Origin of the sequence: Curtobacterium sp. ER1/6, from assembly GCF_001742745.1 — a bacterium.
GTDB lineage: Bacteria > Actinomycetota > Actinomycetes > Actinomycetales > Microbacteriaceae > Curtobacterium > Curtobacterium citri.
The window spans coordinates 664,060-690,369 of sequence record NZ_MJAK01000001.1 but is presented as its reverse complement, the minus strand read 5'-3'; the positions used below and the strand labels follow the sequence as shown (position 1 = coordinate 690,369).

22 protein-coding genes are annotated in these 26,310 nt (G+C 72.0%); 20 read left to right on the top strand and 2 right to left on the bottom strand.

Annotated features, from left to right (window positions below; translation table 11 throughout):
* Positions 1 to 3: 3 nt before the first annotated feature.
* The 9 genes from Cus16_RS03185 (at position 4) to Cus16_RS03145 (ending at position 10,561) form a co-directional block, all read left to right on the top strand.
* Positions 4 to 1,326, top strand: coding sequence for a hemolysin family protein (locus Cus16_RS03185; RefSeq protein WP_069711119.1), 1,323 nt, complete (start codon positions 4 to 6; stop codon positions 1,324 to 1,326).
* Complete coding sequence (gene era / locus Cus16_RS03180) at positions 1,323 to 2,261, top strand: GTPase Era (protein ID WP_069711118.1); 939 nt, start codon at positions 1,323 to 1,325, stop codon at positions 2,259 to 2,261. Before Cus16_RS03185 ends, era begins: the two co-directional genes overlap by 4 nt.
* Positions 2,262 to 2,317: 56 nt before the next feature.
* The gene (locus Cus16_RS03175) at positions 2,318 to 3,556 is read left to right on the top strand and encodes a sensor histidine kinase (RefSeq protein WP_223246498.1); all 1,239 of its coding nucleotides are present in this window, start codon (positions 2,318 to 2,320) and stop codon (positions 3,554 to 3,556) included.
* Positions 3,553 to 4,242, top strand: a complete 690-nt coding sequence (locus Cus16_RS03170; protein ID WP_069711116.1) for a response regulator — start codon at positions 3,553 to 3,555, stop codon at positions 4,240 to 4,242. The genes Cus16_RS03175 and Cus16_RS03170 overlap by 4 nt, the downstream gene beginning before the upstream one ends.
* A gap of 112 nt (positions 4,243 to 4,354) precedes the next feature.
* Positions 4,355 to 5,107, top strand: a complete 753-nt coding sequence (locus Cus16_RS03165; RefSeq protein ID WP_069711115.1) for an ABC transporter ATP-binding protein — start codon at positions 4,355 to 4,357, stop codon at positions 5,105 to 5,107.
* Positions 5,104 to 6,504 (top strand): ABC transporter permease, encoded by a 1,401-nt coding sequence (locus tag Cus16_RS03160; protein ID WP_069711114.1) that lies wholly within the window; start codon positions 5,104 to 5,106, stop codon positions 6,502 to 6,504. Before Cus16_RS03165 ends, Cus16_RS03160 begins: the two co-directional genes overlap by 4 nt.
* A gap of 197 nt (positions 6,505 to 6,701) precedes the next feature.
* Positions 6,702 to 8,471, top strand: coding sequence for a 2-isopropylmalate synthase (gene leuA, locus Cus16_RS03155; RefSeq protein WP_069711113.1), 1,770 nt, complete (start codon positions 6,702 to 6,704; stop codon positions 8,469 to 8,471).
* A gap of 462 nt (positions 8,472 to 8,933) precedes the next feature.
* Positions 8,934 to 9,767 carry a DNA repair protein RecO gene (recO, locus tag Cus16_RS03150; protein ID WP_069711112.1) on the top strand — a complete coding sequence of 278 codons (834 nt, stop codon included), beginning with the start codon at positions 8,934 to 8,936 and terminating at the stop codon, positions 9,765 to 9,767.
* Positions 9,764 to 10,561 carry an isoprenyl transferase gene (locus Cus16_RS03145; RefSeq protein ID WP_069711111.1) on the top strand — a complete coding sequence of 266 codons (798 nt, stop codon included), beginning with the start codon at positions 9,764 to 9,766 and terminating at the stop codon, positions 10,559 to 10,561. Before recO ends, Cus16_RS03145 begins: the two co-directional genes overlap by 4 nt.
* A gap of 70 nt (positions 10,562 to 10,631) precedes the next feature.
* Here Cus16_RS03145 and Cus16_RS03140 read toward each other — a convergent pair whose 3' ends face one another.
* The gene (locus Cus16_RS03140) at positions 10,632 to 11,534 is read right to left on the bottom strand and encodes a LysR family transcriptional regulator (protein ID WP_069711110.1); all 903 of its coding nucleotides are present in this window, start codon (positions 11,532 to 11,534) and stop codon (positions 10,632 to 10,634) included.
* A gap of 71 nt (positions 11,535 to 11,605) precedes the next feature.
* Between Cus16_RS03140 and Cus16_RS03135 the strand changes: the two genes are divergently transcribed.
* The 4 genes from Cus16_RS03135 to Cus16_RS16545 all read left to right on the top strand — a co-directional run bounded on the left by Cus16_RS03135 (position 11,606) and on the right by Cus16_RS16545 (position 15,121).
* Positions 11,606 to 12,655, top strand: a complete 1,050-nt coding sequence (locus Cus16_RS03135; RefSeq protein WP_069711109.1) for an aminotransferase class V-fold PLP-dependent enzyme — start codon at positions 11,606 to 11,608, stop codon at positions 12,653 to 12,655.
* A 114-nt stretch (positions 12,656 to 12,769) separates the two neighbouring features.
* On the top strand, positions 12,770 to 14,155 hold the full coding sequence (locus Cus16_RS03130; RefSeq protein ID WP_069711108.1) for a glycine--tRNA ligase: 1,386 nt from the start codon (positions 12,770 to 12,772) through the stop codon (positions 14,153 to 14,155).
* A gap of 61 nt (positions 14,156 to 14,216) precedes the next feature.
* Positions 14,217 to 14,951, top strand: coding sequence for a DsbA family protein (locus Cus16_RS03125; RefSeq protein WP_069711107.1), 735 nt, complete (start codon positions 14,217 to 14,219; stop codon positions 14,949 to 14,951).
* Positions 14,948 to 15,121 (top strand): hypothetical protein, encoded by a 174-nt coding sequence (locus Cus16_RS16545; RefSeq protein WP_189319512.1) that lies wholly within the window; start codon positions 14,948 to 14,950, stop codon positions 15,119 to 15,121. Before Cus16_RS03125 ends, Cus16_RS16545 begins: the two co-directional genes overlap by 4 nt.
* Positions 15,122 to 15,128: 7 nt before the next feature.
* On the opposite strand, the gene Cus16_RS03120 is transcribed toward Cus16_RS16545, so the two are convergent.
* Positions 15,129 to 15,611, bottom strand: coding sequence for an aminoacyl-tRNA deacylase (locus Cus16_RS03120; RefSeq protein WP_069711106.1), 483 nt, complete (start codon positions 15,609 to 15,611; stop codon positions 15,129 to 15,131).
* A 47-nt stretch (positions 15,612 to 15,658) separates the two neighbouring features.
* On the opposite strand from Cus16_RS03120, the gene dusB reads away from it, so the two are divergent.
* The 7 genes from dusB to Cus16_RS03085 all read left to right on the top strand — a co-directional run bounded on the left by dusB (position 15,659) and on the right by Cus16_RS03085 (position 26,277).
* On the top strand, positions 15,659 to 16,813 hold the full coding sequence (dusB, locus tag Cus16_RS03115) for a tRNA dihydrouridine synthase DusB (protein WP_069711105.1): 1,155 nt from the start codon (positions 15,659 to 15,661) through the stop codon (positions 16,811 to 16,813).
* The gene (locus tag Cus16_RS03110) at positions 16,810 to 18,099 is read left to right on the top strand and encodes a deoxyguanosinetriphosphate triphosphohydrolase (RefSeq protein ID WP_069711104.1); all 1,290 of its coding nucleotides are present in this window, start codon (positions 16,810 to 16,812) and stop codon (positions 18,097 to 18,099) included. The genes dusB and Cus16_RS03110 overlap by 4 nt, the downstream gene beginning before the upstream one ends.
* 123 nt (positions 18,100 to 18,222) lie before the next feature.
* Positions 18,223 to 20,148 carry a DNA primase gene (gene dnaG / locus Cus16_RS03105; protein ID WP_069711103.1) on the top strand — a complete coding sequence of 642 codons (1,926 nt, stop codon included), beginning with the start codon at positions 18,223 to 18,225 and terminating at the stop codon, positions 20,146 to 20,148.
* Between the two features lie 660 nt (positions 20,149 to 20,808).
* Positions 20,809 to 22,425, top strand: a complete 1,617-nt coding sequence (locus tag Cus16_RS03100) for an ABC transporter substrate-binding protein (protein WP_069711102.1) — start codon at positions 20,809 to 20,811, stop codon at positions 22,423 to 22,425.
* 71 nt (positions 22,426 to 22,496) lie between these two features.
* On the top strand, positions 22,497 to 23,594 hold the full coding sequence (locus tag Cus16_RS03095; protein WP_069711101.1) for an ABC transporter permease: 1,098 nt from the start codon (positions 22,497 to 22,499) through the stop codon (positions 23,592 to 23,594).
* A 2-nt stretch (positions 23,595 to 23,596) separates the two neighbouring features.
* Positions 23,597 to 24,595 carry an ABC transporter permease gene (locus tag Cus16_RS03090; protein WP_069711100.1) on the top strand — a complete coding sequence of 333 codons (999 nt, stop codon included), beginning with the start codon at positions 23,597 to 23,599 and terminating at the stop codon, positions 24,593 to 24,595.
* Entirely contained in the window at positions 24,592 to 26,277 is a 1,686-nt protein-coding gene (locus Cus16_RS03085) for an ABC transporter ATP-binding protein (protein ID WP_069711099.1), read from the top strand. Before Cus16_RS03090 ends, Cus16_RS03085 begins: the two co-directional genes overlap by 4 nt.
* Positions 26,278 to 26,310: the final 33 nt, after the last annotated feature.

Here is a 26,310-nt window from a genome sequence, read left to right as displayed (position 1 = left end):
CTGATGGTGCTCGTCGTCGTCCTGCTCCTGGCGGCGTTCGTGCTCGTCGTCGTCGGCGGGCTGCTCGCGGCGTCGGACGCCGCGCTGACCGTGCTGTCCCGCGCCGACCTCGACGAGATCGCCCGCACCAGCGGACGCCGTCGGGCGATCGAGGCCGTGGCCGACGACGTCGGTGCGCACGTGAACGCGCTCAACTTCGTCCGGGTGCTCGCCGAGACGGCTGCGGCCGTGCTCGTCACCATCGCCCTCGTCACCGTGTTCGACACGTGGTGGGTCGCGTTGATCGTCTCCGCGGCGATCATGACGGCGGTCTCGTTCGTGCTCGTCGGCTCGAGCCCGCGGAGCGTCGGACGTGCGCACGCCGAACGGCTGATCGGTGCCACCGGCGGACTCGTCCGTGCGGTGCGCATCGTGCTCGGACCCCTGGCCGGACTGCTCGTCGCCATCGGTGACCGCGTGACCCCGGGTCGTGGCCGCAGCGCGTCGACCGTCTCGAGCGAGGAACAGCTGCTCTCGCTCGTCGACGAGGCGACCGAGAGCAACGTCCTCGAGCAGGACGACCGCGAGCTCATCCACTCGGTGTTCGAGTTCAGCGACACCCTCGTGCGCGAGGTCATGGTGCCCCGCACCGACATGCTCGCCGTCGACGGCGACGCCACGCTCGCGGCCGGCATGGAGCGCTTCCTGGTCGCCGGGGTGTCCCGCATGCCGGTGACCGGGAAGGACAGCGACGACGTGCTCGGGGTGCTGTACCTGCGTGACGTCTCCCGTGCGCTCTACGAACGGCCCGGCAGCGAGCAGGAGCCCGTCACGACGCTGCTGCGTCCGGCCGAGTTCGTGCCCGAGTCCAAGCCCGCCGACGACACCCTGCGGCACATGCAGGTCGCGAAGAACCACCTGGTGCTCGTGGTCGACGAGTACGGCGGGGTCGCCGGGCTCGTGACGATGGAGGACCTCATCGAGGAGCTCGTCGGCGACATCTCCGACGAGTACGACCGCACCGTCGTCGACCGGACCGAGGTGTCCCCGGGCGTGTGGCGGATCTCGGCGCGCCTGCCGATCGACGAGCTGGGCGACCTGTTCGGCATCGAGCTCGAGGACGACGACGTCGACACCGCCGGCGGGCTGCTCACGAAGGAGCTCGGCCGGCTGCCGGTGCACGGCGAGCAGGTCACGGTCTCCGGGGTCGTCCTGACCGCGGACCGGGTCGAGGGCAAGCGCCGCCACCTGATCACCGTCCTCGCCGAGCGGACCGCCGCCCTGCAGGACGCCGAGGACGCCCTCGGCGAGACGACACCCACCACGACCGGGAGCGCCAGCGCATGACCGAGCACGACACCGAGCCGACCGCTCCGGAGCACCCCTACCGCGCGGGCTTCGTCTCGTTCGTCGGCCGCCCGAACGTCGGGAAGTCGACGCTGACGAACGCCCTGGTCGGCGAGAAGGTGGCGATCACCTCGTCGAAGCCGCAGACCACGCGTCGGGCGATCCGCGGTGTCGTGCACCGGCCCGACGGGCAGGTCATCATCGTGGACACCCCGGGCGTGCACCGTCCGCGGACCCTGCTCGGAGAGCGACTGAACGACCTCGTGCAGTCGACCCTCGGCGACGTCGACGTCATCGGCTTCTGCGTGCCGGCCGACGAGCCGATCGGTCCCGGCGACCGGTTCATCAACGACTCGCTCGACCAGTACCCGCGCGCCAGGAAGGTCGCGATCGTCACGAAGATCGACCGCACCCCCAAGGACCGGGTCGGCGAGCAGCTCCTCGCGGTGTCGCAGCTGCGGGAGTGGGACACGATCATCCCGACGTCGGGGACGAAGGGCCTGCAGCTCGAGGTGCTGCTCGCCGAGATCACGAAGCTGCTGCCCGAGTCGCCGCAGCTGTACGACGCTTCCACCGTCACCGAGGAGACCGACGCGGACCGCATCGCCGAGCTCATCCGCGAGGCAGCGCTCGAGGGCGTCCGCGACGAGCTGCCGCACTCCCTCGCCGTGGTGGTCGAGGACGTCGTGGAGCCCGACGAGGAGGACGACCCCGACGGGCCGCTGCGCATCTTCGCCAACCTGTTCGTCGAGCGGGACAGCCAGAAGGCGATCGTCATCGGGCGGGGTGGCGAGCGGCTCCGGGACGTCGGATCGCGGGCCCGTGCCGAGATCGAGTCGCTGCTCGGCGGCCGTCACGTGTACCTGAACATCCGGGTCAAGGTCGCCAAGGAGTGGCAGCGCGACCCGAAGCAGCTCGGGCGGCTCGGCTTCTGACCCGCGTCATCCCCGGGACGGACGCGCGACGGGTCCCGGGGTCGTACCGTGGAGTGGTGTTCCGCCCCATGCTGCGATCGCAGGTCGTCACCGACGTCGTGACGGCGTCGGCGCTGGGCCTGCTGGTGGTCGTGGTAGCCGCGCGCGGGCTCGACGGGCCCCTCTGGTGGCTCGCCGTCCTCGGCTTCGCGACGGCCCTGGCGTTCCGACGGCTGTCGCCGGGCCTCGCACTCGGCATCGCCTGGGTCGTGGCCGTCTTCCAGATGGCCACCGGACAGGTGCCGACCGTGGCCGACGCCTTCATCGCGCCGATCATGTACACGACCAGCGCGTACGGGTCCGGTCGGGTCCGCGCGGCCGGCCTGGTCTCCGCGATCGGCGGATCGGTCGTCGCCGCGCTCTACATGGGGGTGTCGGACTACCGGCAACGCGTCGGCATCGCCACCGCCAGCACGCCGCTGCAGGAGTCCGCCCAGGTGACGGCGTCGTTCTTCGCGATCGTGCTCCTGGTCCTGCTGCTGCCCTGGCTCGCCGGTCTGGTCGTCCGGACCCGCCGCTCCGCGAGCCTGAGCCGCGAGGCCCAACTCGTCGCCGAACGCGACGCGGCCCGGGCCGACCGCGCGGTCGCCGTGGAGCAGGAGCGGGTCCGGATCGCCCGGGACATGCACGACATCGTCGCCCACTCGCTCGCGGTCGTCATCGCGCAGGCGGACGGCGCGCGGTACGCACTGAAGGCCGACCCCGCGATCGCGGACCAGGCGCTCGGCACGATCTCCTCGACCGCACGCGCAGCACTGGGCGACGTCCGGGAGCTGCTCGGTGCGCTCCGGCACGAGCAGGGAACGACCCCCACGCCCGAGGTCGACGACATCGAGACGCTCGTCGACGACATGCGCGACGTCGGGCTGGACGTGCGCGTCGAGCGCGAGGGCGATCCGAGCGGGCTGCCGACCACGACGCAGCTCGCGGTCTACCGGATCGTCCAGGAGAGCCTGACGAACGCGTGGAAGCACGGCGAGCCCGGCACCCCGGTGCACGCCTCGCTCGTGTACCGGCCGGACACGGTCGAGATCGCCGTCGTGAACCGCTGCGCGGACGACGGCTCGCCGGGGCCCGGCACGGGGCACGGGCTCATCGGCATGCGCGAACGCGTGGCGATGACCGGCGGCACCATGACCGCGGGACCGCGCGGCGACGACTTCAGCGTGGCGGTCCGCATGCCCGCCGTGCCGGCGAGCGGGCAGATGCCCCGCGGCCGCACCACCCACACCGAGCAGGAGCGCACCGCCCGATGACCACCACGCCGACCACCTCCGCCCCGATCCGGGTCGCGCTCGTCGACGACCAGGCCCTCTTCCGCACCGGCATCAGGATGCTCATCGACTCCCAGCCGGACCTGCGCTTCGTCGGTGAGGCCGGCAACGGTGCCGAAGGCGTCGACCTCGTCCGGCGCGTCGGCGTGGACGTCGTGCTCATGGACGTCCGGATGCCGGTGATGGACGGCATCACGGCGACCGAGCGGATCGTGGAACAGGGCGGCGACGTCGCCGCCAAGGTCCTCGTGCTGACCACGTTCGACTTCGACGAGGCCGCGGCGAAGGCGATCCGCGCGGGTGCGAGCGGGTTCGTGCTGAAGGACGCCGACCCCGAGTTCCTCCTCGCCGCCGTCCGCACGGTGCACGCCGGGACCGCCGTCTTCGCCGCGTCGGCCACGCGGGAGCTCCTCCGCCGGTACGACGACACCGCGGGGCGGGCCGTCCCGGTGCCGGCGGCCTTCGCGGAGTTGACGCCCCGGGAGCGCGAGATCTTCGACCTGGCGGCGCGCGGGTTCAGCAACAGCGAGATCGCCCAGCACGAGTACGTCAGCGAGGCGACCGTGAAGACCCACATCTCGCGGGTGCTCACGAAGCTCGACCTGCGCGACCGGGTGCGTCTGGTCGTCTTCGCGCACGAGCACGGCCTGGTGACGAAGGCCGACTGACCCGGCGTCATCCGCCAGGATGAGCCGTCCACGGGGAACCGAGCCGAGCGGACCATCCACAGGAGCCGCGCGACCGACGCGGGACGTGCCTCCCGGCCGTCATCGTGGGTGCATGACCACGAAGCAGACGCCGATCATCCGGCTCGACCACGTGTCCAAGCACCACGGCGACGCAGCGCGTCGCGTCACCGCGCTCGACGACGTCAGCGTCGACATCGGCGCGGGGGAGTTCACCGCCGTGATGGGACCGTCCGGCTCCGGGAAGTCGACCCTCATGCACGTCGCCGCCGGTCTCGACGCCGTGAGCGCCGGCAGCGTCGCCATCGACGGGGTGGAGATCACCGGGCTCGGGGACCGCGAGCTGACCGAGCTGCGTCGTCGGCGGATCGGCTTCGTCTTCCAGTCGTTCAACCTCGTGCCCACGCTCGACGTGCGCGAGAACATCCGGCTGCCGTTCCTGCTCGGCGGGAAGCGGCCGTCGCGCGACGAGTCGGCGTGGATCGACCGGCTCGTCGACCAGCTCGGACTCGGCGACCGTCTCACCCACCGGCCGCACCAGCTGTCGGGCGGGCAGCAGCAGCGCGTCGCGATCGCCCGAGCCCTCGCCTCGCGCCCCGCCGTCGTCGTCGCGGACGAGCCCACGGGTGCCCTGGACTCCCGGACCGGCCGCGATGTGCTCGCGATCCTGCGCGGCGCCGTGCGGGAGTGGGGCCAGAGCGTCGTCATGGTGACCCACGACCCGACGGCCGCCGCGAACGCCGACCGCATCCTGTTCCTCGCCGACGGTCGGATCGTCGACGACCGGCCCGCGATGGACGCCGCCGACATCTCGGCGACGATGCTCGGGATGGAGGCGGCGGCGTGAACGGGCTGCGCGCCTTCGCGCCGACGATCCTCGTCGCCGCGCTCGGCACCACCTTCGGCTCCGCGCTCGTCATCGCGCCGGGCATCGTGGCCGAGGCGCTCGCGACGTCCGGACTCGACGGCGTCGCCACGGTCCGGGCGATCCTCTCCGTGATCGGCTGGCTCTTCCTCGGCATCGCCCTCTACGTCGGGGCGATCGTCACGGCGAACACCTGCGCCACGCTCATCGCCGGACAGACCCGGGTGATCGCGCTCCAGCGGCTCGTCGGCGCGACCGGTGCGGGTCTCCGGGCCCGCATCACCCGCACCGGGCTGCTCGTCGGCCTCCTCGGCGGCCTGCTCGGGACCGTCCTGGGCACCGGCCTCACGGCGCTCTTCGTCGCCGTGCTCCGGGGGTCCGGGTTCCTGCCCGACACCCGGTACACGCTCGTGCCGTGGGAGCTCGCCCTGCCGCTCGTCGCCGTGGTCCTGGCGACCTGGGGTGCGTTCGCGTCCGGGTCGCGCCGGGTCCTCGCCGTGACCCCGCTCCAGGCGCTGTCCGTGACGGTCGAGCCGAGCCACGAGGACCTCCGGGCGGGGACCGGGCGACGGGTGTGGGCCGTGCTGCTCATCGTCGGCGGGGTCCTCCTGATGCTGCTCGGGCTGGTGGTCAGCTCGGTGTCGGTGCTGGCGGTGCTGCCCGCGGCACTCGGCGGCTTCGTCTCGTTCACCGGTGTCGCCGTCGGCGCGACGATCGTGATGCCGCCCGTCCTGGCGCTCATCGGTCGGATCGGGTCCCGGGACCCGGTCGTCCTGCTCGCCGGGCGGAACGCGCTGCGGGCACCGGCCCGGACTTCGCGGGCGACGATCGGGCTCGTCATCGGCGTGACCCTGCTCGTCACCTTCGCGGTGGCCTTCGGGATCATGCAGCACGTGCTCGAGGCGGAGACGGCAGCGGTGACCGACGGCTCGGTGACCCCGGCGATGGTGCAGGAGCAGCGGGACTTCGACGCGCAGGTGAACGCCGTGGTGAGCGTCCTCGTCGGCTTCTCCGCCGTGATCGCTGCGGTCGGCGTGGTGAACGCCCTGGCGCTCGGCGTGCTGCAGCGCCGGCGTGAGCTCGGGCTGCTCCGGGTCCTCGGGCTGACCGGCGCCCAGGTCCGCCGGATGATCGTGACCGAGGCCGTGCAGATGGTCGTCGCGGCCGTCGTCACCGGGCTCGTGCTCGGGACGGTCTACGGCTGGGTCGGCGGCCAGACGCTCCTCGGGTCGCTCGGCTCGGTCGTGACCCCGTTGCTGCCGCTGTCGACGGTCGTGGTCGTGGTGGTCGGGGCGCTCGTGCTCGCCGTCGTCGCGACGGTGGCCCCGGTGCGGCGCGCGATGCGGGTGTCCCCGACGGCGGCGCTCGCGGTCGACTGAGCGGGCTCGGATCGGGAGGGGCGCCGGCGTCACGTGCTCGCCGACGCTGGTGTACCGGTGCTACGGTGGCCGTGATGCACTCGGCGCTCCTCCTCCTTCGCTGCCGCGACGAGGCCTGACACACGGCCCACCTCGTCGCGGAGTCCGTCGTGGCCCCCACCAGCGCCGATGCCGGCGAGACGACGAAAGCGACGACCATGCAGAACACGCAGCGCCCCTCCGGGATGCCGATCCACAAGTACGTCCCCTTCCACGAGCAGATCCGCGTCGACCTGCCGGACCGCACCTGGCCGACGAAGCGCATCGACCGCGCGCCGCGGTGGTGCGCGGTCGACCTGCGCGACGGCAACCAGGCCCTCATCGACCCGATGGACTCCGAGCGCAAGCGCGCCATGTTCGACCTGCTCGTGCGGATGGGCTACAAGGAGATCGAGGTCGGGTTCCCGAGCGCCTCGCAGACCGACTTCGACTTCGTCCGCTCACTCATCGACGAGGGCGCGATCCCGGACGACGTCACCATCCAGGTGCTGACCCAGGCGCGCGAGCACCTCATCGACCGCACGTACGAGGCGATCGACGGGGCGAAGCAGGCCATCGTGCACCTGTACAACTCGACGTCGATCGTCCAGCGCGAGGTCGTCTTCCGGACGGACGAGCAGGGCGTCGTCGACATCGCGGTCGCCGGAGCGCGCATGTGCAAGGCGGCCGAGGCCCGGCTGCAGCACGACACGACGGTGTTCTACGAGTACTCGCCCGAGTCGTACACGGGCACCGAGCTCGAGGTCGCGGCGCGCATCTGCAACGCGGTGCTCGAGGTCTTCGAGCCCACCCCCGAGCGCCAGGTGATCATCAACCTGCCCGCCACGGTCGAGATGGCGACGCCGAACGTCTACGCCGACTCGATCGAGTGGATGTCACGGAACCTCGACCACCGCGAGGACGTCATCCTGTCCCTGCACCCGCACAACGACCGCGGCACCGCGGTCGCAGCCGCCGAGCTCGGGTACATGGCGGGTGCCGACCGCATCGAGGGCTGCCTGTTCGGCAACGGTGAGCGCACCGGCAACGTCGACCTGGTCGCCCTCGGCATGAACCTGTTCACGCAGGGCATCGACCCGGAGATCGACTTCTCGGACATCGACCAGGTCAAGCGCACGGTCGAGTACTGCAACCAGCTGCCGGTGCCCGAGCGCCAGCCGTGGGCTGGCGACCTCGTCTACACGGCGTTCAGCGGCTCGCACCAGGACGCCATCAACAAGGGCTTTGACGCGATGCGGGCGAAGGCCGAGGCCGCGGGCACCTCGATCGACGAGATCGCGTGGGCCGTGCCGTACCTGCCGGTCGACCCGAAGGACATCGGCCGCTCGTACGAGGCGGTCATCCGGGTCAACTCGCAGTCCGGCAAGGGCGGCGTCGCCTACCTGCTCAAGACCGACCACGCCATCGACCTGCCGCGGAAGCTCCAGATCGAGTTCTCCGGGGTGGTCCAGCAGCGCACGGACACCGAGGGCGGGGAGTTCTCGTCCGAGCGGATCTGGGACCTGTTCCGCGACGAGTACCTGCCCGCGGACGACGAGTCCGACAAGTGGGGCCGCTACGAGATCACGAAGACGGCCACGTCGAGCGACTTCGACGGCACGACGAAGCTCGCGGTCGCGCTGCGGGTCGACGACGGTTCGGTGGACGCCGACGCCGTCGGGACGGGGCCGATCGACGCGTTCCTGTCGGTCATGCGCGACCAGGGCGTCGACGTCACGCTGTACGACTACTCGGAGCACACGATGAGCGCCTCGGGCGACGCGAAGGCCGCCTCGTACGTCGAGCTCGACGTGGACGGCACTCGCCTGTGGGGCGTCGGCATCGACGCGGACATCGCGACGGCGTCACTCAAGGCGATCGTGTCCGCGGTGAACCGCGCGGTGCGCGCCGGTGCTGCGACCGGTGCGCCGGAGCTGGTCACGGCGTAGTCCGCACCACGGACGGGAGGCGCGGTGCGGGTCCGACCCGCACCGCGCCTCCCGTCCGTCAGTGCGCCAGACCGACCGGCCAGCCCGGCCGCCCCGCCTAGCCAGCACGGTCCCGGCCGCCGCCCCGAGCGGGCCTTGTCCGGCCCGCTCGGCGCCCGGCTGCGACGGGTCCTGCGCGCTCGGCGTCACCCCGGCGGCGTGTCCTGCCCGCTCGGTGAGGGGCCAGGACGGGATGAGGCGGCGACCCGCCCCAGCTGGCCGCCGCCCCGAGCGGGCCTTCTCCGGCGCACTCGGCGCCCGTCTGCGACGGGTCCTGCACGGTCGGCGTCACCCCGGCGGCGTGTCCTGCCCGCTCGGTGCACAGGCCGGTGCACGGGACGGTGCAGAGGACGGGACGGGACGGGCAGCGACGCGACGGGGGTACGGGCCCGAGCTGTCGGCGGCGCGGGGGATACTGGGGACATGCCGCTGTACCGGGACGAGTGCGTCGTGCTGCGCACCCACAAGCTCGGTGAGGCGGACCGCATCGTGACGATGCTCTCCCGGCAGCACGGCAAGATCCGCGCCGTCGCGAAGGGCGTGCGGCGGACGGCCTCGAAGTTCGGGTCGCGCCTCGAGCCGTTCATGGTCGTCGACGCCCAGTTCTACGAGGGCCGGTCGCTCGACATCGTCACCCAGGCCGAGAGCCTCGGGTCGTACGGCGCGCAGATCGTCACGGACTACGGCGCGTACACGGCCGCGAGTGCGATGGTCGAGACCGCGGACCGGCTGAGCGAGGCGGACGCCGGGCTCCAGCAGTACCTGCTGCTCGTCGGCGCGCTCCGGTCGCTGTCGCGCCGGGAGCACGTGGTGAGCGCCACCCTCGACTCCTACCTGCTGCGGGCGATGAGCATCGCCGGGTGGGCACCCTCGTTCGGCGACTGCGCGGTGACGGGCGAGCCCGGACCGCACACGGCGTTCGTCGTGCAGCTCGGCGGGGTCGTCGCCGACCGGGCGGCTCCGCCCGGCACCCCGCGCCTCGACACCGGCACGCTCGGGTTGCTCGGCGCCCTGCTCGCCGGCGACTGGGCGACCGTCGACGCCTCGGACGAGCGCACCCGCTCCCGGGCGTCCGGCGTGGTGGCGGCCTACGCCCAGTGGCACCTGGAACGATCGCTCCGGTCGCTGCCGCACGTCGACCGCAGCGAGCACCCGGCGCCGGTCGCACCCGCACCGGGCGGGGTGCCGGCAGCGGTCGCCGCCACCCCGGCGCCCGCCGTGCCCGTCCCGTCCGACCCCGAAGGAAGCCCTGCATGAGCCCACGCCGGTCCGCCGCCGCCGAACCGTTCCTGCCCGTCGACTGGACGGGGGAGCAGCCGCCCGCGATCCCGGCGCAGTTCGTCCCGCAGCACGTCGCCATCGTGATGGACGGCAACGGTCGGTGGGCGAACCAGCGCGGGCTCACGCGCGTCGAGGGGCACAAGGCCGGCGAGGCGTCCCTCCTCGACGTCGTCGCCGGGGCGATCCAGATCGGCGTCCGGCACGTGTCCGCGTACGCCTTCTCGACCGAGAACTGGAAGCGCTCGCCGGAGGAGGTCCGCTTCCTCATGGGCTTCAACCGTGACGTGATCCGCCGCCGTCGCGACCAGCTGCACGAGTGGGGCGTGCGCGTGCGCTGGGCCGGTCGCCGGCCCCGGCTCTGGCGGTCGGTGATCGACGAGCTGCAGACGGCGGAGCGGATGACCGCGGACAACGACGTGTGCACCCTGACGATGTGCGTCAACTACGGCGGCCGGAACGAGATCGTCGACGCCGTGCGCGGGATGGCCGAGGACGTCGCCGCCGGACGCCTGCAGCCGAGCCAGGTGACGGAGAAGGCGCTGGCGAAGCGGCTGTACGTGCCGGAGCTGCCCGACGTCGACCTGTTCCTCCGGAGCTCCGGGGAGCAGCGGACGTCGAACTTCATGCTGTGGCAGTCGGCGTACGCCGAGATGGTGTTCCTCGACCGGCTCTGGCCGGACTTCCGACGCACCGACTTGTGGGGAGCGATCGAGGAGTACGCGAGCCGCGACCGTCGCTACGGCGGGGCCGTGGACGCGCCCACCGCCTGAGGCAGGGTGCGGGGCGGAGCTGCCACGCGCCTCCCGGGCGACCGCTGCCCGCCGCTGGCCGCCTGCGCGCTCAGCCCAGCAGGTGCGCCGCGCCGCGGACGGCGGCGAGCGCCGCGCGGACGCTCGGCACCCGACCGGCGCCACGTGCGACGACGACCTCGACGCGGCGGGCGAGCTCGTCGCCCACGGGGGTCGCGTGGACGCCGGGCGGCACGACCGTCGTGGTCAGCGCGAGCCGGGGGAGGAGCGCGACGCCGAGGCCGGCCGCGACGAGCCCGACGACCGCCGCGGCGTTGTCGGTCTCGAGGACGATGTCCGGGGTGAACCCCGAGGCGGCGCACGAGGCGAGCAGGTGTCCCCGGCAGCGCGGGCACCCGCCGATCCACCGCGCGTCGCGGAAGGCCGACAGGTCGGCGACGGCTCCGCTGACCACTGTGGGCGTCACGAGGGCGAGCGGGTCGCGCCCGATGCCCTCGGTGGTGAGCGTCGGATCCGCGCCGGTGTCGTCCTGCAGGGCGTGCGAGAACGTCAGCGCGACGTCGACCTCGCCGCGGCGGACCAGTTCGATCGCCTCGGGCGGTTCGGCCTCGACGTACGAGGTCGCGACCCCGGGACTCGACGCCGCCATCGCGGCGAGCACGGGCGGGACGAGGGTCGAGGACGCGCTCGGGAACCCGGCGAAGCGCACCCGACCACGGGCGAGCCCGCCGACGGCGTCCAGGTCCTCCCGGGCGGCGGCCAGGGCGGCCTCCACGTGCAGCGCGTGGTCGGCGAGCACGCGCCCGGACTCGGTAAGGGTCGCGCCACGACCGCCCCGCAGGACCAGGTCGTGCCCCAGTCGCTGCTCGGCCCGGACGAGGAGCTGGCTGACGGCGGGTTGGCTGTAGCCCAGTGTCGCGGCGGCACGACTGATGGACCCCGCGTCGCGTACGGCGAGCAGGATCCGGAGCAGCTGCGGGTCGATCGTCTCCACAACACGATGTTATGGGCCCGCGAAGGAACCTGCCCTGGTGTGATGCCGACCGGCCGCCGAGCCTGGAGGGCATGGACTCCTTCGTCGACGGCTCGGGCTACCTCGCGGCGTGCACCGCCGGACTCCCCACGCACGGCACGCTGGCCGCACAGCGCGCGGACCTCGAGGCGTGGGCACGTGCCGGGACCTCGCCGACGACGTACGGCGCCCTGGTCGAGGAGGGCCGCGCGCTCTTCGCCGACGTCGTGGGCGTCACTCCGGCCCGGGTCGCCACCGGGTCGCAGACGTCGGCGATGGTCGCGGTCGTCGCCGCGTCGCTGCCGGACGGCGCCGAGGTCGTCGTCCCCGACGGCGACTTCAGCTCGGTCGTGTTCCCGTTCCTCGCGCAGGCGCACCGCGGGGTGACGGTGCGGAGCGTCCCGCTCGAGCGCCTCGCCGACGCCGTCCGCACGGGGACCGCGCTGGTCGCGTGGTCGGCGGTGCAGTCCGCGACCGGGGTGGTCATCGACCCGGCGCCGGTGCTCGCCGCGGCGGGGTCGGTCGGCGCCCTGACGCTGTGCGACCTCACCCAGGCGGCGGGTGTGCTGCCGGTGTCGGCCGCCCCGTTCGACGTCACGGTCACGCACGCGTACAAGTGGCTCTGCGCTCCGCGCGGGGTGGCCTTCGCCACGTTCTCGGACCGGGCGCTCGCGGAGCTCCGCCCCGTGCAGGCCGGTTGGTACGCCGGCGAGGACGTCTGGTCGTCCTGCTACGGCCCGGACATGCGGCTGGCCGCCGACGCACGGCGGTTCGACGTCTCCCCGGCGTGGCCGGCCTGGCCCGGCGCGGTCGCCGCCCTGCGGCACCTCGCGTCCGTGGACCGCGCCGCGGCCTGGAGGCACGCCACCGGTCTCGCCGACCGGCTCGCCACCGCGCTCGGTGCGGCAGCGCGCGGGCAGGCGATCACGACCTTCCCGGACCCGGACGGTACGGCGCTCGCCGCGCTCGGCACCGCGGGCGTGACCGCGAGCGGGCGGGCCGGCCGCCTGCGGCTCGCCTTCCACCTGTGGAACGACGAGGACGACGTCACGCGCGTCGCGGACGTGCTGCGGGCGGTGGACGGCTTCAGACCTGTGGGGTGAGGCACGTGTCCACCGGTGCCGCGCCTCCCGACCGGAGGCCGCCGTGGGGCCGGTACGCTTGCCCGGTACCGTTCCCGCACCGGGCACCCAGTCCGGCGACCACAGGAGTCCCTCTTGGCACCGTCCTCCCGTCTCGACAGCGTCATCGCCCTGGCCAAGGGCCGCGGCTTCGTCTTCCAGTCGGGGGAGATCTACGGCGGATCGCGCTCGGCGTGGGACTACGGGCCCCTCGGCGTGGAGCTCAAGGAGAACATCAAGCGCCAGTGGTGGCAGCGGTTCGTCCGCGGCCGCGGCGACATGGTCGGCCTCGACTCCGCCGTCATCCTGCCCCGCAAGGTGTGGGAGGCCTCCGGGCACGTCGCGACCTTCACCGACCCGCTCGTCGAGTGCCTGCACTGCCACCACCGGTTCCGCGAGGACCACCTCATCGAGGCGTTCGAGGCGAAGAAGGGCCGTGCGCCCGAGGGCGGCATGGCCGAGATCGCCTGCTCGAACTGCGGCACCCGCGGCGAGTGGACCGAGCCCCGGGAGTTCTCCGGCATGCTCAAGACCTACCTCGGCCCGGTCGAGTCGGAGGAGGGGCTGAACTTCCTCCGCCCCGAGACCGCGCAGGGCATCTTCGTCGACTTCGCGCAGGTCGTCACCACCAGTCGCATGAAGCCGCCGTTCGGCATCGGCCAGGTGGGCAAGGCGTTCCGCAACGAGATCACGCCCGGCAACTTCATCTTCCGCACGCGCGAGTTCGAACAGATGGAGATCGAGTACTTCGTGCCGCCGGCGTCGGTGGGGGAGCACTACGAGCAGTGGATCGCCGACTCGGTCGCGTTCTTCACCGACCTCGGCATCGACCCGGAGAACCTCCGCCGCTTCGACGTGCCGGACGGCGAGCGGGCCCACTACTCCGACGCGACCGCCGACATCGAGTACCGCTTCGGCTTCCAGGGCTCGGAGTGGGGCGAGCTCATGGGCGTCGCGAACCGCACCGACTTCGACCTGAACAACCACATCGAGGCGTCCGGCAAGGACCTCCGGTTCTTCGACCAGGCCGCGAACGAGAAGTACGTGCCGTACGTCATCGAGCCGTCCTTCGGGCTCACGCGTGCGCTCATGGCCTTCCTGCTCGACGCCTACCACGAGGACGAGGCCCCGAACGCGAAGGGCGGCGTCGACAAGCGCACGGTCCTCCGGCTCGACCCCCGCCTGTCGCCGGTCAAGGCCGCCGTCCTGCCGCTGTCCCGGAACGAGCAGCTCTCGCCGGTGGCCCGCGGGCTCGCCGACGACCTGCGCCGGTACTGGAACGTCGACTTCGACGACGCCGGTGCGATCGGCCGTCGCTACCGTCGCCACGACGAGATCGGCACGCCGTTCTGCATCACGGTGGACTTCGACACGCTCGAGGACAAGGCCGTGACCGTGCGGGAGCGCGACACGATGTCGCAGGAGCGCGTCTCGCTCGACCAGCTGCAGGGCTACCTGGCGCAGCGGCTGCTCGGCGCGTAGGGCGTCGGCCCCGCGCTGCGGCGCGCCGGAATACCGCCGGGGGCGACGCGTTGCACCGGGCATGAACGACTCTGTCAAGGTCGATGTCTGGTCCGACATCGCGTGCCCCTGGTGCTACATCGGCAAGCGGAAGTTCGAGGCCGGCGTCGCCGCCTTCGCCGCGTCGCCCGAGGCGCAGCCGGTCGAGGTCGAGTACCACTCCTTCGAGCTGAGCCCGGACACCCCCGTCGACTTCGAGGGCACCGAGGCCGAGTTCCTCTCGCAGCACAAGGGGCTCCCCGTCGAGCAGGCCCAGCAGATGATCGACCAGGTCGCCGGCATCGCGGCCTCGGTGGACCTGCACTACGACTACGACGCCCTCCGCCACACCAACACCGTGAAGGCGCACCAGGTGATCCACCTGGCCAAGCAGCACGGCAAGCAGCTCGAGATGGTCGAGCGGCTCTTCACCGCGTACTTCGAGCGCGGCGAGCACGTCGGGCAGGACGAGTCCCTGGCGTCGCTCGCCGAGGAGATCGGGCTGGACCGCGACGAGGTCCTCGCGACGCTCCGTGACGACACGCAGCTCGCCGCGGTCCGTGCCGACCAGGCGCAGGCGCAGGCGTTCGGCATCAACGGGGTGCCGTTCTTCGTCATCGACGGCAAGTACGGCGTCTCCGGGGCGCAGGACCCGGCGTCGTTCGAGCAGGTGCTCCGCCAGGTGGTCGCGCTGCGGGACAGCACGCCCGAGGAGCTCGCCGAGCAGCAGCAGCGCGCCGCGGACGACGCGGCAGCGGACACGGCGGTGACCCGGTGACGGACGTCCGGCTCGGCGGCCCGGCCGGGCCGCGCCTCCCGTCCGGCGACGGGCTGGAGGCGCGACCCGCCCTGCTCACGCTCGTCACGCCCGGCGGGGCGCCGGTCTGCGAGGGCGACTCGTGCTTCGTGCCCGGCGCAGAGGGTGACTGGACCGAGGTCCCCGACTGACCCGGCGCTAGCGGACGGGTTCCTCGTCGGTGATGTCGGCGACGGTCGCGCCGTAGGCGGCGACCAGTGCGTCGCCGTCGACGAAGGCGCTCGCGCCGTGGCGTCCGGCGCCGAGGGCGATCCGGCGGCCGAGCACCCGCTCGTCGGCGAACACGGGCAGGTCACCGGTCGCGCCGATGGGCGTGATCGTGCCGCGCTCGTAGCCGGAGGCCTCGAGGGCCGTCGCGGCGTCGGGCATCGACAGCTTGTTGACCCCGACGACCGTGCGGAGCTTCTTCCACGCGATGCTGCGGCCCCCGGGGACCAGTGCGAGGAGGAAGCCGCCGTCGTGCCGCTTCACGACGAGGGTCTTGACGACGTCGCCGGGTCCGATGCCGAGGAGCGCCGCGGCCTCGTCGAGCGAGCCCGCCGCGGGGCGTTCGACCACCTCGACCTGCAGGCCGCGGGCGGCGGCGTCGGCGTCGAAGCGGGCGATCGCGGTGTCGGACATGTGGAGAACGCTACCGTCGCGCGTCGACGTGGGAGGATGGAACCGGTATGACGATCACGCAGACACTCCCGAAGCCACTGCGCATCGGCCCGATCGAGGTCGAGGCGCCGGTCGTGCTCGCCCCGATGGCGGGCATCACGAACATGGCCTACCGCCGGCTCTGCCGCGAGTACGGCGCCGGTCTCTACGTCTGCGAGATGATCACCTCGCGCGCGTTGGTCGAGCGCACCCCGGTGTCGATGCAGCTCATCCAGCACCACGAGTCGGAGACCCCGCGGTCGATCCAGCTCTACGGCGTCGAGCCGAACACCGTGGCCGAGGCGGCGACGATCCTGGTGGCCGAGGACCGCGCCGACCACATCGACCTGAACTTCGGGTGCCCGGTGCCCAAGGTCACGCGGAAGGGCGGCGGAGCCGCACTGCCGTGGAAGACCGACCTCTTCAAGGACCTCGTCGAGAAGACGGTCAAGGCCGCCGGTGACGTCCCCGTGACGGTGAAGATGCGCAAGGGCATCGACGCCGACCACCTGACCTACCTCGACGCGGCGAGCATCGCCCGCGACGCCGGTGTCGCCGCGGTCTCGCTGCACGCCCGCACGGCGAACGAGCACTACTCCGGCCACGCGGACTGGTCGGCGATCGCGACGCTGAAGGAAGCGATCACCGACATCCCCGTGCTCGGCAACGGCGACATCTGGTCCGCCGCCGACGCCCTGCGGATGGTCGACGAGACCGGCTGCGACGGCGTCGTCGTCGGGCGCGGGTGCCTCGGCCGGCCCTGGCTGTTCGGCGACCTGGCGGCGGCGTTCCGCGGCGAGGACGTCCGCGCGATGCCGTCCCTCGGCGACGTCGCCACCGCCTTCCGCCGGCACACCGAACTGCTCGTCGAGTTCTTCGGGTCCGAGGAGCACGGCTGCCGCGACGCCCGGAAGCACGTCTCGTGGTACTTCAAGGGGTACCCGATCGGCGGCGACGTCCGGTCGGCCCTCTCGATGGCGTCGAGCCTGCAGGAGATCGACGACCTGCTCGGGCAGATCGACTGGTCGGCCCCGTACCCGGGCGCCGACGTCGAGGGCCCGCGCGGCCGTGCCGGACACCCGAAGCGCACGGCGCTGCCGGACCGCTGGCTCGAGTCGCGCGACGTCGACGCCGAGTTCCGCAAGGTGCTCGCCGCCGCCGAGCTGCACCACAGCGGCGGATGAGCGCCACCGCCTCGTACGGGCCCGCCGACGCCGAGCGCTGGCTGCCCGAGACCCACGGCAACCGTCGGTCGGACTTCGCCCGTGACCGCGCGCGGCTGCTGCACTCGAGCGCCCTCCGCCGGCTGGCCGCGAAGACGCAGGTGCTCAGCCCGACCACCGGGCTCGACTTCGCCCGGAACCGCCTGACGCACTCGCTCGAGGTCGCGCAGGTCGGCCGGGAGCTCGCCGACTCGCTCGGGCTCGACCCCGACGTGGTGGACACCGCGTGCCTGGCGCACGACATCGGCCACCCGCCGTTCGGGCACAACGGCGAGACCGCCGTGAACGCCTGGGCCGCGGGCATCGGCGGGTTCGAGGGGAACGCGCAGACGCTCCGACTGCTCACCCGGCTCGAGCCGAAGGTGTACGGGGACGGCCCCGACGACGACCGCCCCTACGGGCTCAACCTGACGCGTGCGTCGCTCGACGCGAGCTGCAAGTACCCGTGGCCGGCGGCGCAGGGCGTGGCCGAGGCCTCGTCCGGACGCACCAAGTTCGGGTTCTACGACGACGACCACGACGCCTTCGCGTGGCTCCGGGCCGGCGCTCCCCGCCGGCAGCGGTGCATCGAGGCGCAGGTGATGGACCTGTCCGACGACATCGCGTACTCGGTACACGACTTCGAGGACGCCGTCGTCGCGGGGTTCATCGACGTCGCCGCACTCGGCGACCGGGTCGGCGAGAACGACATCGTGACGGCGATGCACGCCTGGGTCGGGTCCGACCTCAGCCGCGACGAACTGCTCGAGGCCTTCGACCGGCTGCGGTCGCTGCCGCTGTGGATGACGTCGTACGACGGGTCGCGGCGGGACATGGCGCGGCTCAAGAACCTCACCTCGCAGCTCATCGGGCGGTTCGCGCGGACCGCGACCGCGGCGACGCGCGAGTCCTACGCGTCCGGGTCCCTCGTGCGGTTCGCGGCATCGGTCGTCACCCCGCCGGAGATCATCGGGGAGATCGCCGTGCTCAAGGGCATCGTCGCGGCGTTCGTGATGACGCAGGGCAACCGGCAGCCGGTGTACGAGGACCAGCGCCGGATCCTCACCGAGCTGCTCGACGCCCTGGCCGCCACCGGGAGCGCGGACCTCGAACCGGGGTTCGCGGCGGACTGGCTCGCGGCGTCCGACGACGCCGGGCGGCTGCGGGCCGTGGTCGACCAGGTCGCGAGCCTGACCGACCAGGGGGCCCTGGCGTGGCACAAGCGGCTCGTGGTGGGGGACCGCGAACCGGTGCACGTCCTCGTCTGAGCCGCGCGCCGTCGTGGTGATGCGCCGACGGTCGGGCCGACACCGCGCCTCCAGGCCGGCGTGCTCTCCACGGGCGGACGTGATCCGTCCGTCGGTGCCACCCGCACGAACTAGGATCATGGGGTGGCTGGCAGGATCGCGCGGAACGACATCGACGAGGTCCGCTCGCGTGTCAACATCGCCGACGTCGTCGGCGACCACGTCACGCTGAAGTCGGCGGGCGTCGGCTCCCTCAAGGGTCTCTGCCCGTTCCACGACGAGCGCTCCCCGTCCTTCCACGTCCGGCCCCAGGTCGGGCGGTACCACTGCTTCGGCTGCGGCGAGGACGGCGACGTCTTCGAGTTCATCATCAAGATGGACCACACGACGTTCCAGGAAGCCGTCGAGCGGATGGCGGCGAAGATCGGGTTCACCCTCCACTACGAGGAGGGCGACGGGCCCCGCACCGACTACAACCAGCGCGCCCGGCTGATCGCGGCGAACGAGGCTGCGCTCGAGTTCTACCAGTCGCAGCTCACCACCGCCGCTGCCGAGCCCGCCCGTCGGTTCCTCGGGGAGCGCGGGTTCGACCCGGCGGCCGCGCAGCACTTCGGCGTCGGCTTCGCGCCGCAGTCGTACGACGCGACGCGGGAGCACCTGCGCAGCCGGGGCTTCTCGATGGACGAGATCCTGGCCGCGGGGCTGGCCGGTCAGGGCGACCGCTCACCGTACGACCGCTTCCGGGGACGTCTGACGTGGCCGATCCGCGACGTCACCGGCGCGACGATCGGGTTCGGCGCGCGCCGGCTGCTCGAGGACGACAAGGGGCCGAAGTACCTCAACACCCCCGAGACGCCGATCTACCACAAGAGCCAGGTGCTCTACGGACTCGACCTGGCACGGCGGGACATCTCGAAGCAGAAGCAGGTCGTCATCGTCGAGGGGTACACCGACGTGATGGCGTGTCACCTCGCCGGCGTGACCACCGCGGTCGCGACGTGCGGCACCTCGTTCGGGGTCGACCACATCAAGGTGCTGCGACCGATGCTCGGCGACGTCAGCGGGGCCGACCCGAACGCCAACGGCGAGGTCGTGTTCACCTTCGACCCGGACGAGGCCGGGCAGCGTGCGGCGTCGCGGGCCTTCGCTGAGGAGCAGCGCTTCGCGGCGCAGACGTACGTCGCGGTCGCGCCCGGCGGACTCGACCCGTGCGACCTCCGGCTGGCCCGGGGTGACGACGCCATCCGCCGCCTCGTGACCGCCAAGCGCCCGATGTTCGAGTTCATGATCCGCCGGAACCTCGACGGGCACGACCTCGAGACCGTGGAGGGTCGGGTGAACGCCCTGCGCGCCGCCGCACCGGTGCTCGCCGGCATCCGCGACCGTTCCCTCACGCAGGGGTACGTGCGGGAGCTCGCCGGGTGGCTCGGCATGGACATGCCCGACGTCCGCCGTGCCGTCGACGCGGCACGGCAGCGAGCGGGCGCTGCGCGCCAGGACCGGACGGGAGGCTCGGTGCCGGTCGGTCAGGCCGGTCCCGGCGGCGAGCTGGTCGCCCCGCCCGAGGAGCCCGTGGCCGGGCTGCGCCTGCTGCCGAACGACCCGATCACCCGCATGGAACGCGATGCCGTGATGGCAATGGTGCAGCAGCCGACCTACGTCAGCGAGCCGCTCATCTGGCTTGCCGCCGGCGCGACCTTCTCGGCACCGATGCTCGCCGTCGTGCGCGACGCCGTCGTGGCGAACGTCCAGTCGATCGGCGCGGGGGACTGGCTCGACCGGCTGCTGCAGGACGTGCCGGCACCGTTCCGCGGGCTCGTGCAGGAGCTCGCGCTCGCACCGATCCCCGCCCGGACCGACGAGGACCTCGCGCTCTACGCCCGGAGCATCGTCGTCGCACTCGTGGAGCGGGACCTGCTCGCGCGCAAGGCCTCGCTGCTCGGGCAGTTGCAGCGTGCGGACCCGCACGAGCAGGCCGACCGACGCGCCGAGATCCAGCGCCAGCTCGTCGACATCGACGCGCAGCGCATGCGGCTCCGCGCCGACGCCGAGGCGGCAGCGCAGGGCTGACCCGTCCTCGCCGGGGTCGGCGGCGGAGCCGACGGCGACCGCGACGGCAGAGCTTACGGCGACGTCGACGGCGACGGCGACGGCGACGGCGGAGCCAGCGTCCTGCTCGCCGAGCGGGCAGGACACGCCGCGTGCGTGACGCCGGGCGGGCGGAAGTCGTCGGCTGACGACACCGGGGGTGACGGATGGTGCCCGCTGGGTGTGCCGGTCGGGTGGGCTGGGTGGATGGGCTGGGCTGGGCGGGGCGCGGGCGCGGGGCGGAGGTGGGGCGCGCCTCCCGGCCGGGAGGTGCGGCGGGTCCGCCGGACGGGGCGGACCGCAGCGCCGAGCGGGCAGGACATGCCGCGTGCGAGGTGCCAGGCGGGCGGGAGTCGTCGGGTGACGGCGTCGAGCGTGACGGATCTGGCCCGCTCGCCGAGCCGACCCCCTCCGGACCCCGCCGTTGCAGCACGCAACAATACTGCGTGACACGCCGGGGTGCGGCGCGCGCATCATGCGTCAAGGAGCGGCTCCGCGCATTACAAGGGTGTAAACAAATGTCCCTCGAATCGCGGCATTCCGTGTCAGGGTGGTAGCAATGAGCGTTCTCGTCGGGCCTCACAGTCGAACCACCGCCCGCCGAGGACCCCTTGCGAACCATCACCGAGAGAGAGAGCGGACATGGCATCCGTGACCAAGTGGGGCAAGCGCGGCATCGCGCTCGGCGCCGGTGCAGCAGCGACGGCGCTGGTGCTGACCGGCTGCGCGAGCAGCAGCGTCTCCGACACCGAACTGAACGGCATGAGCATCGGCACGACGGACAAGATCACGTCCCTCGACCCGGCCGGCTCGTACGACAACGGCTCCTTCGCCGTGCAGAACCAGGTGTTCCCGTTCCTGATGAACACCCCCGTCGGCAGCCCCGACGTCGAGCCGGACATCGCCGAGAGCGCCGAGTTCACGAACCCCACGACCTACACGGTGAAGCTCAAGAGCGGGCTGAAGTTCGCCAACGGCAACGAGCTCACGTCGAGCGACGTGAAGTTCTCGTTCGACCGCGAGCTCAAGATCAACAACGAGAACGGCCCGCAGTCCCTGCTCGCCAACCTCAAGAGCATCGACACCCCGGACGACACGACCGTGGTGTTCAACCTCGACCACGCCGACCAGACCTGGCCGCAGGTGCTCTCGAGCCCCGCCGGTCCGATCGTGGACGAGCAGGTCTTCTCCGCCGACGAGTTGACGCCGGCGGCGGACATCGTCAAGGGCAAGGCGTTCGCCGGGCAGTACGAGATCTCCTCGTACAAGGAGAACGACACGATCCAGTACAAGGCGAACCCGAACTACGACGGGCTCCTCGGCAAGGCGAAGACCGACCAGGTCACCGCCAGCTACTACACCAAGGAGACCGACCTCAAGCTCGCCGTGCAGGAGGGCGACGTCGACGTGGCGTACCGCTCCCTCACGCCGACGGACATCTCCGACCTCCGCAAGGACGACAAGGTCAAGGTGTACGACGGCCCCGGTGGCGAGATCCGGTACCTGGTCTTCAACTTCAACACGCAGCCGTTCGGTGCGAAGCAGTCCGACGCCGACGAGACCAAGGCCCTCGCCGTGCGCCAGGCCGTGGCGGACGTCGTGGACCGCGAGAAGATCGCGAAGGACGTCTACGACAACACGTACTCGCCGGTCTACTCGATGGTGCCGGACGGTCTGACCGGTGCGGCGAAGCCGTTCGAGGAGCTCTACGGCAACGGCAGCGGCGGCCCCGACGTCGACAAGGCGAAGGAGACCCTGTCGAAGGCGGGCGTCACCGGCAAGGTGCAGCTCGACATCCAGTACGCGCCGGACCACTACGGTTCGACGTCGGACGACGAGTACGCCGAGCTCAAGACGCAGCTCGAGAACTCCGGCCTCTTCACCGTGAACATCCAGTCGACGGTCTACACGACCTACGCGCAGGAGCGCACGAAGGACGCCTACCCCGTGTACCAGCTCGGCTGGTTCCCGGACTTCTCGGACGCGGACAACTATCTGGCGCCGTTCTTCACGAAGGAGAACTTCGTGCAGAACCACTACGACGACGCCACCATCCAGGACCTCATCGCGCAGGAGCAGCAGGAGTCCGACAAGGACAAGCGCGCCGACCTGATCGAGCAGGCCCAGGAGCGTGAGGCCACGCAGATCTCGACGCTGCCGCTGCTCCAGGGGAAGTCCGTCGCGGTCGCGTCGAAGGACGTCAAGGGCCTGACCCTCGACTCCTCGTACAAGTTCCGCTACGCCACGCTCAGCAAGTAACACCCACCGGACACCAGGGGGCGTTCCCACGAGGAACGCCCCCTGGTCACGTCCCGAAAGGCATCAACCCCGTGACCCTCACCACTCCGGAGGCGATCGAGTCCGAGCCCACGAAACCCCAGGCACAGCGACGTGCCGGGGGCGGTGGCGGCGGGCTCGGCCGGTACATCCTCGTCCGGTTCCTCCTCATCTTCCCGACGGTGTTCATCCTGGTGACGCTCGTCTTCTTCCTGATGCGCGTCATCGGCAACCCGATCACGGCCTCGGTCGGCGGTCGGCTCACGCCGTCGCAGCTGCAGGAACGCCTGCACGCCGCCGGGTACGACCGCCCGGTGTTCGTGCAGTACCTCGAGTACCTCGGCAACATCGTCCGCGGTGACTTCGGGACGACGTCCACCGACAACCGCCCGATCACCGACATCATCGTCACGTACGGCGGGGCGACCGCCGAGCTCGTGTTCTGGGCGCTCATCGTGGCCCTCGTGCTCGGCATCCCGCTCGGCATGCTCGCCGCCTACGTCCGCGACAAGTGGCCGGACGTGCTCTTCCGCGCCCTCGCGATCCTCACCTACGCGACCCCGGTGTTCTTCGGCGGTCTGCTGCTCAAGCTCGTCTTCTCGGTGTGGCTCGGCTGGCTGCCGCTGGGCGACCGCGCCTCGACGCGGGTGTCGCTGATCCTCGACAACATCCCCGGCGCGACCGGCATCTACATCGTCGACGCGCTCCGCACCGGCAACGCCCAGGTCATCGGGGACGTGCTGTCGCACGCCGTCCTGCCGGCACTGACCCTCGGTCTGCTCACGGCCGGCATCTTCCTCCGCCTCGTCCGGGCGAACATGATCGGCACGCTCGGGTCCGAGTACGTCGACGCCGCACGTTCGCGCGGGGTCCGGGAGGCGCGGCTCGTCCGGACGCACGCGTTCCGTCCGGCGCTGGTCCCGATCATCACCGTGATGGGGCTGCAGATCGCCATGCTGCTCGGCGGCTCGGTCCTCACCGAGACCACCTTCGGCTGGCGGGGGCTCGGCTTCGAGCTGAACCAGTACCTGTCGGCCCGCGACTTCGTCGCCGTGCAGGGCATCGTCGCGATGCTCGCCGTGATCGTCGCCGTGACGAACTTCGTCGTCGACGTCGTGGCCGCCCTGATCGACCCGAGAGTGAGGTTCTAGCGATGGCCGACACCTCGCTCGTCGACCGCCACGAGCCGCTCTGGAAGCGGCTGCCCGTGGTGGTCCAGCTCCGCAGGAGCACCGGCTGGCAGCGCGCCATGCTCGTCACCGGCGTGGTCATCTGCGCCCTGTACCTCGTCGTCGCGATCGCCGCGCCGCTCATCGCCCCGTACGGCTTCGGCCAGCTGCAGGGCGCGGACGGCCAGGGCTTCCCGCGGACCGCGCCGCCGAGCCCCGAGCACATCTGGGGCACGACCGTCGGCGGGTTCGACGTGTTCAGCCGCACCGTGTTCGGCGCTCGCACCGCGGTCCTCGTCGTGATCGTCGCGGTGGTCGTCTCGATCAGCGTCGGCGTGGTCCTCGGCATGGTCTCCGGCTACATCGGCGGCTGGCTCGACCGCGTCCTCGTGGTCGTGGCGGACGCGATCTACGCGTTCCCGTCGCTGCTGCTCGCGATCGTCGTCTCGATCGTCATCTCCGGCGGCAACTCGAGCTACACCGGCGGCATCGTCGCGGCGGCGATCTCGATCACCGTCGTGTACGTGCCGCAGTACTTCCGGGTCGTCCGGGCCGAGGCGGTGCGCCTGAAGAACGAGGCGTTCGTCGAGTCGGCGCGGGTGATCGGCACGAACCCGTGGCGCATCATGACCCGGCACGTGCTCCGGAACTCCACGCGGTCGCTGCCGCTCATCCTCACGCTCAACGCGAGCGACGCGATCCTGACCCTGGCGGGCCTCGGCTTCCTGGGCTTCGGCATCGGACCGACCGCCGGCGCGGAGTGGGGCTACGACCTCAGCCGCGCCCTGTCCGACGTCGCGTCGGGCGTCTGGTGGACGGGCGTCTTCCCGGGCGTCGCGATCGTCGTGCTCGTGCTCGGCGTGACCTTCATCGGCGAGAGCCTCAACGACATCTCGGACCCGCGCCTGCGCGCACGCCGTCGCCTGAAGCAGCTGGTGTCGACGAAGCAGCGGGGCACCGGCACGGAAGGAGCGGCGGCATGACCGACGCGACGCACGACCAGCAGGGCGGTCCCGTCGCCGTCGTCGACGACCTGACCGTCACCTTCGCGACCGACAACGGCGCCGTCGACGCGGTGAAGGGCGTCAGCCTCGACGTCCGCCCGGGCGAGGTCCTCGCCCTCGTCGGCGAGTCCGGGTCCGGCAAGTCGGTCACGGCCCGCAGCATGCTGCGGCTCATGCCCGAGACCGCGACGCTCGGCGGTGCGGTGTACCTCGACGGCACCGACGTCGTGTCGGTCGGTGCCGCGAAGCTCCGCGAGCTCCGCGGGACCGCCGGCGCGATGGTCTTCCAGGAACCGTCGACCGCCCTCAACCCGGTCTTCACGGTCGGGTGGCAGATCGCCGAGGGGCTCCGCGCCCACGGCGGCGTCGGCAAGAAGGAGGCGCGCGCGAAGGCGATCGACTACCTGCGCCGCGTCGGCATCCCGGACCCGGAGAAGCGGGTCGACCACTACCCGCACCAGTTCTCGGGCGGGCAGAAGCAGCGCGTCGTCATCGCGAGTGCGCTCGCCCTCGAGCCGAGCGTCATCATCGCCGACGAACCCACGACGGCACTCGACGTCACCGTGCAGGCCGAGATCCTCGACCTGCTCCGGCGTTGCCGCGACGAGTTCGGCGCGGCGATCGTGATCATCACGCACAACATGGGCGTCGTCGCCGACCTCGCCGACCGTGTCGCGGTCATGTACCAGGGCGAGGTCGTCGAGGAGGCGCCCGTCGCGCAGCTGTTCGCGTCGCCGCAGGCGGACTACACGAAGCGCCTGCTCGCCGCCGTGCCCCGGCTCGAGGCGTCGACGGGCACCGCCCGCCGTGCCGCGATCGCGTCCGAGGTCGCGCCGCTCGTCAGCGCGAAGGGCCTCGAGATCGAGTACCCGGGGCGCCTGGGTGCGCCGGCCTTCCGGGCCGTCAAGGGCGTCGACCTCGACATCCGTCCCGGCGAGGTGCTCGGCCTGGTGGGGGAGTCGGGCTCCGGCAAGACCACGATCGGCCGGGCCATCGCGGGCCTGACCCGGATCACCGGCGGGTCGCTCGACGTCCTCGGCACCGAGATGCTCGGGTACCGCGAGCGGGACTTCAAGCGGCACCGCAAGGACATCGGGTTCGTCTTCCAGGACCCGGCGACCTCGTTCAACCCGCTCCTCACCATCGCCGAGTGCGTCGCCGAACCGCTCGTCGTGCACGGCGAGGTGCGGAACCCGCGTGCCGCCCGCAAGCGGGTCGGGGAACTGCTCGAGATGGTGCAGCTGCCGGCGTCCTACGGCGACCGGTACCCGCACGAGCTGTCCGGCGGGCAGCGGCAGCGCGCCTCGCTCGCGCGGTCGATCGCACTCCGGCCGAAGCTGCTCGTGGCGGACGAACCGACGAGCGCGCTCGACGTGTCGGTGCAGGCGCGGGTGCTCGAGCTCTTCCTGGAGCTCCAGCAGGACCTCGGGTTCGCGTCGCTGTTCATCAGCCACGACCTCGCCGTCGTCGGGGCCCTGTCCGACCGGATCGCGGTGCTCTACCGCGGCGACCTGGTCGAGACCGGTACGACGGCCCAGGTCCTCGGCGCACCGCAGCACCCCTACACGCAGCGGCTCCTGGCGTCGCTGCCCGTGCCGGACCCGGCTGAACAGGCGGAGCGACGGCGTACGCTGGTCGAACTGGAGAACGCCGGGTCCTGACCCGACGTGACCGGACGGGAGGCGCGACCCGCG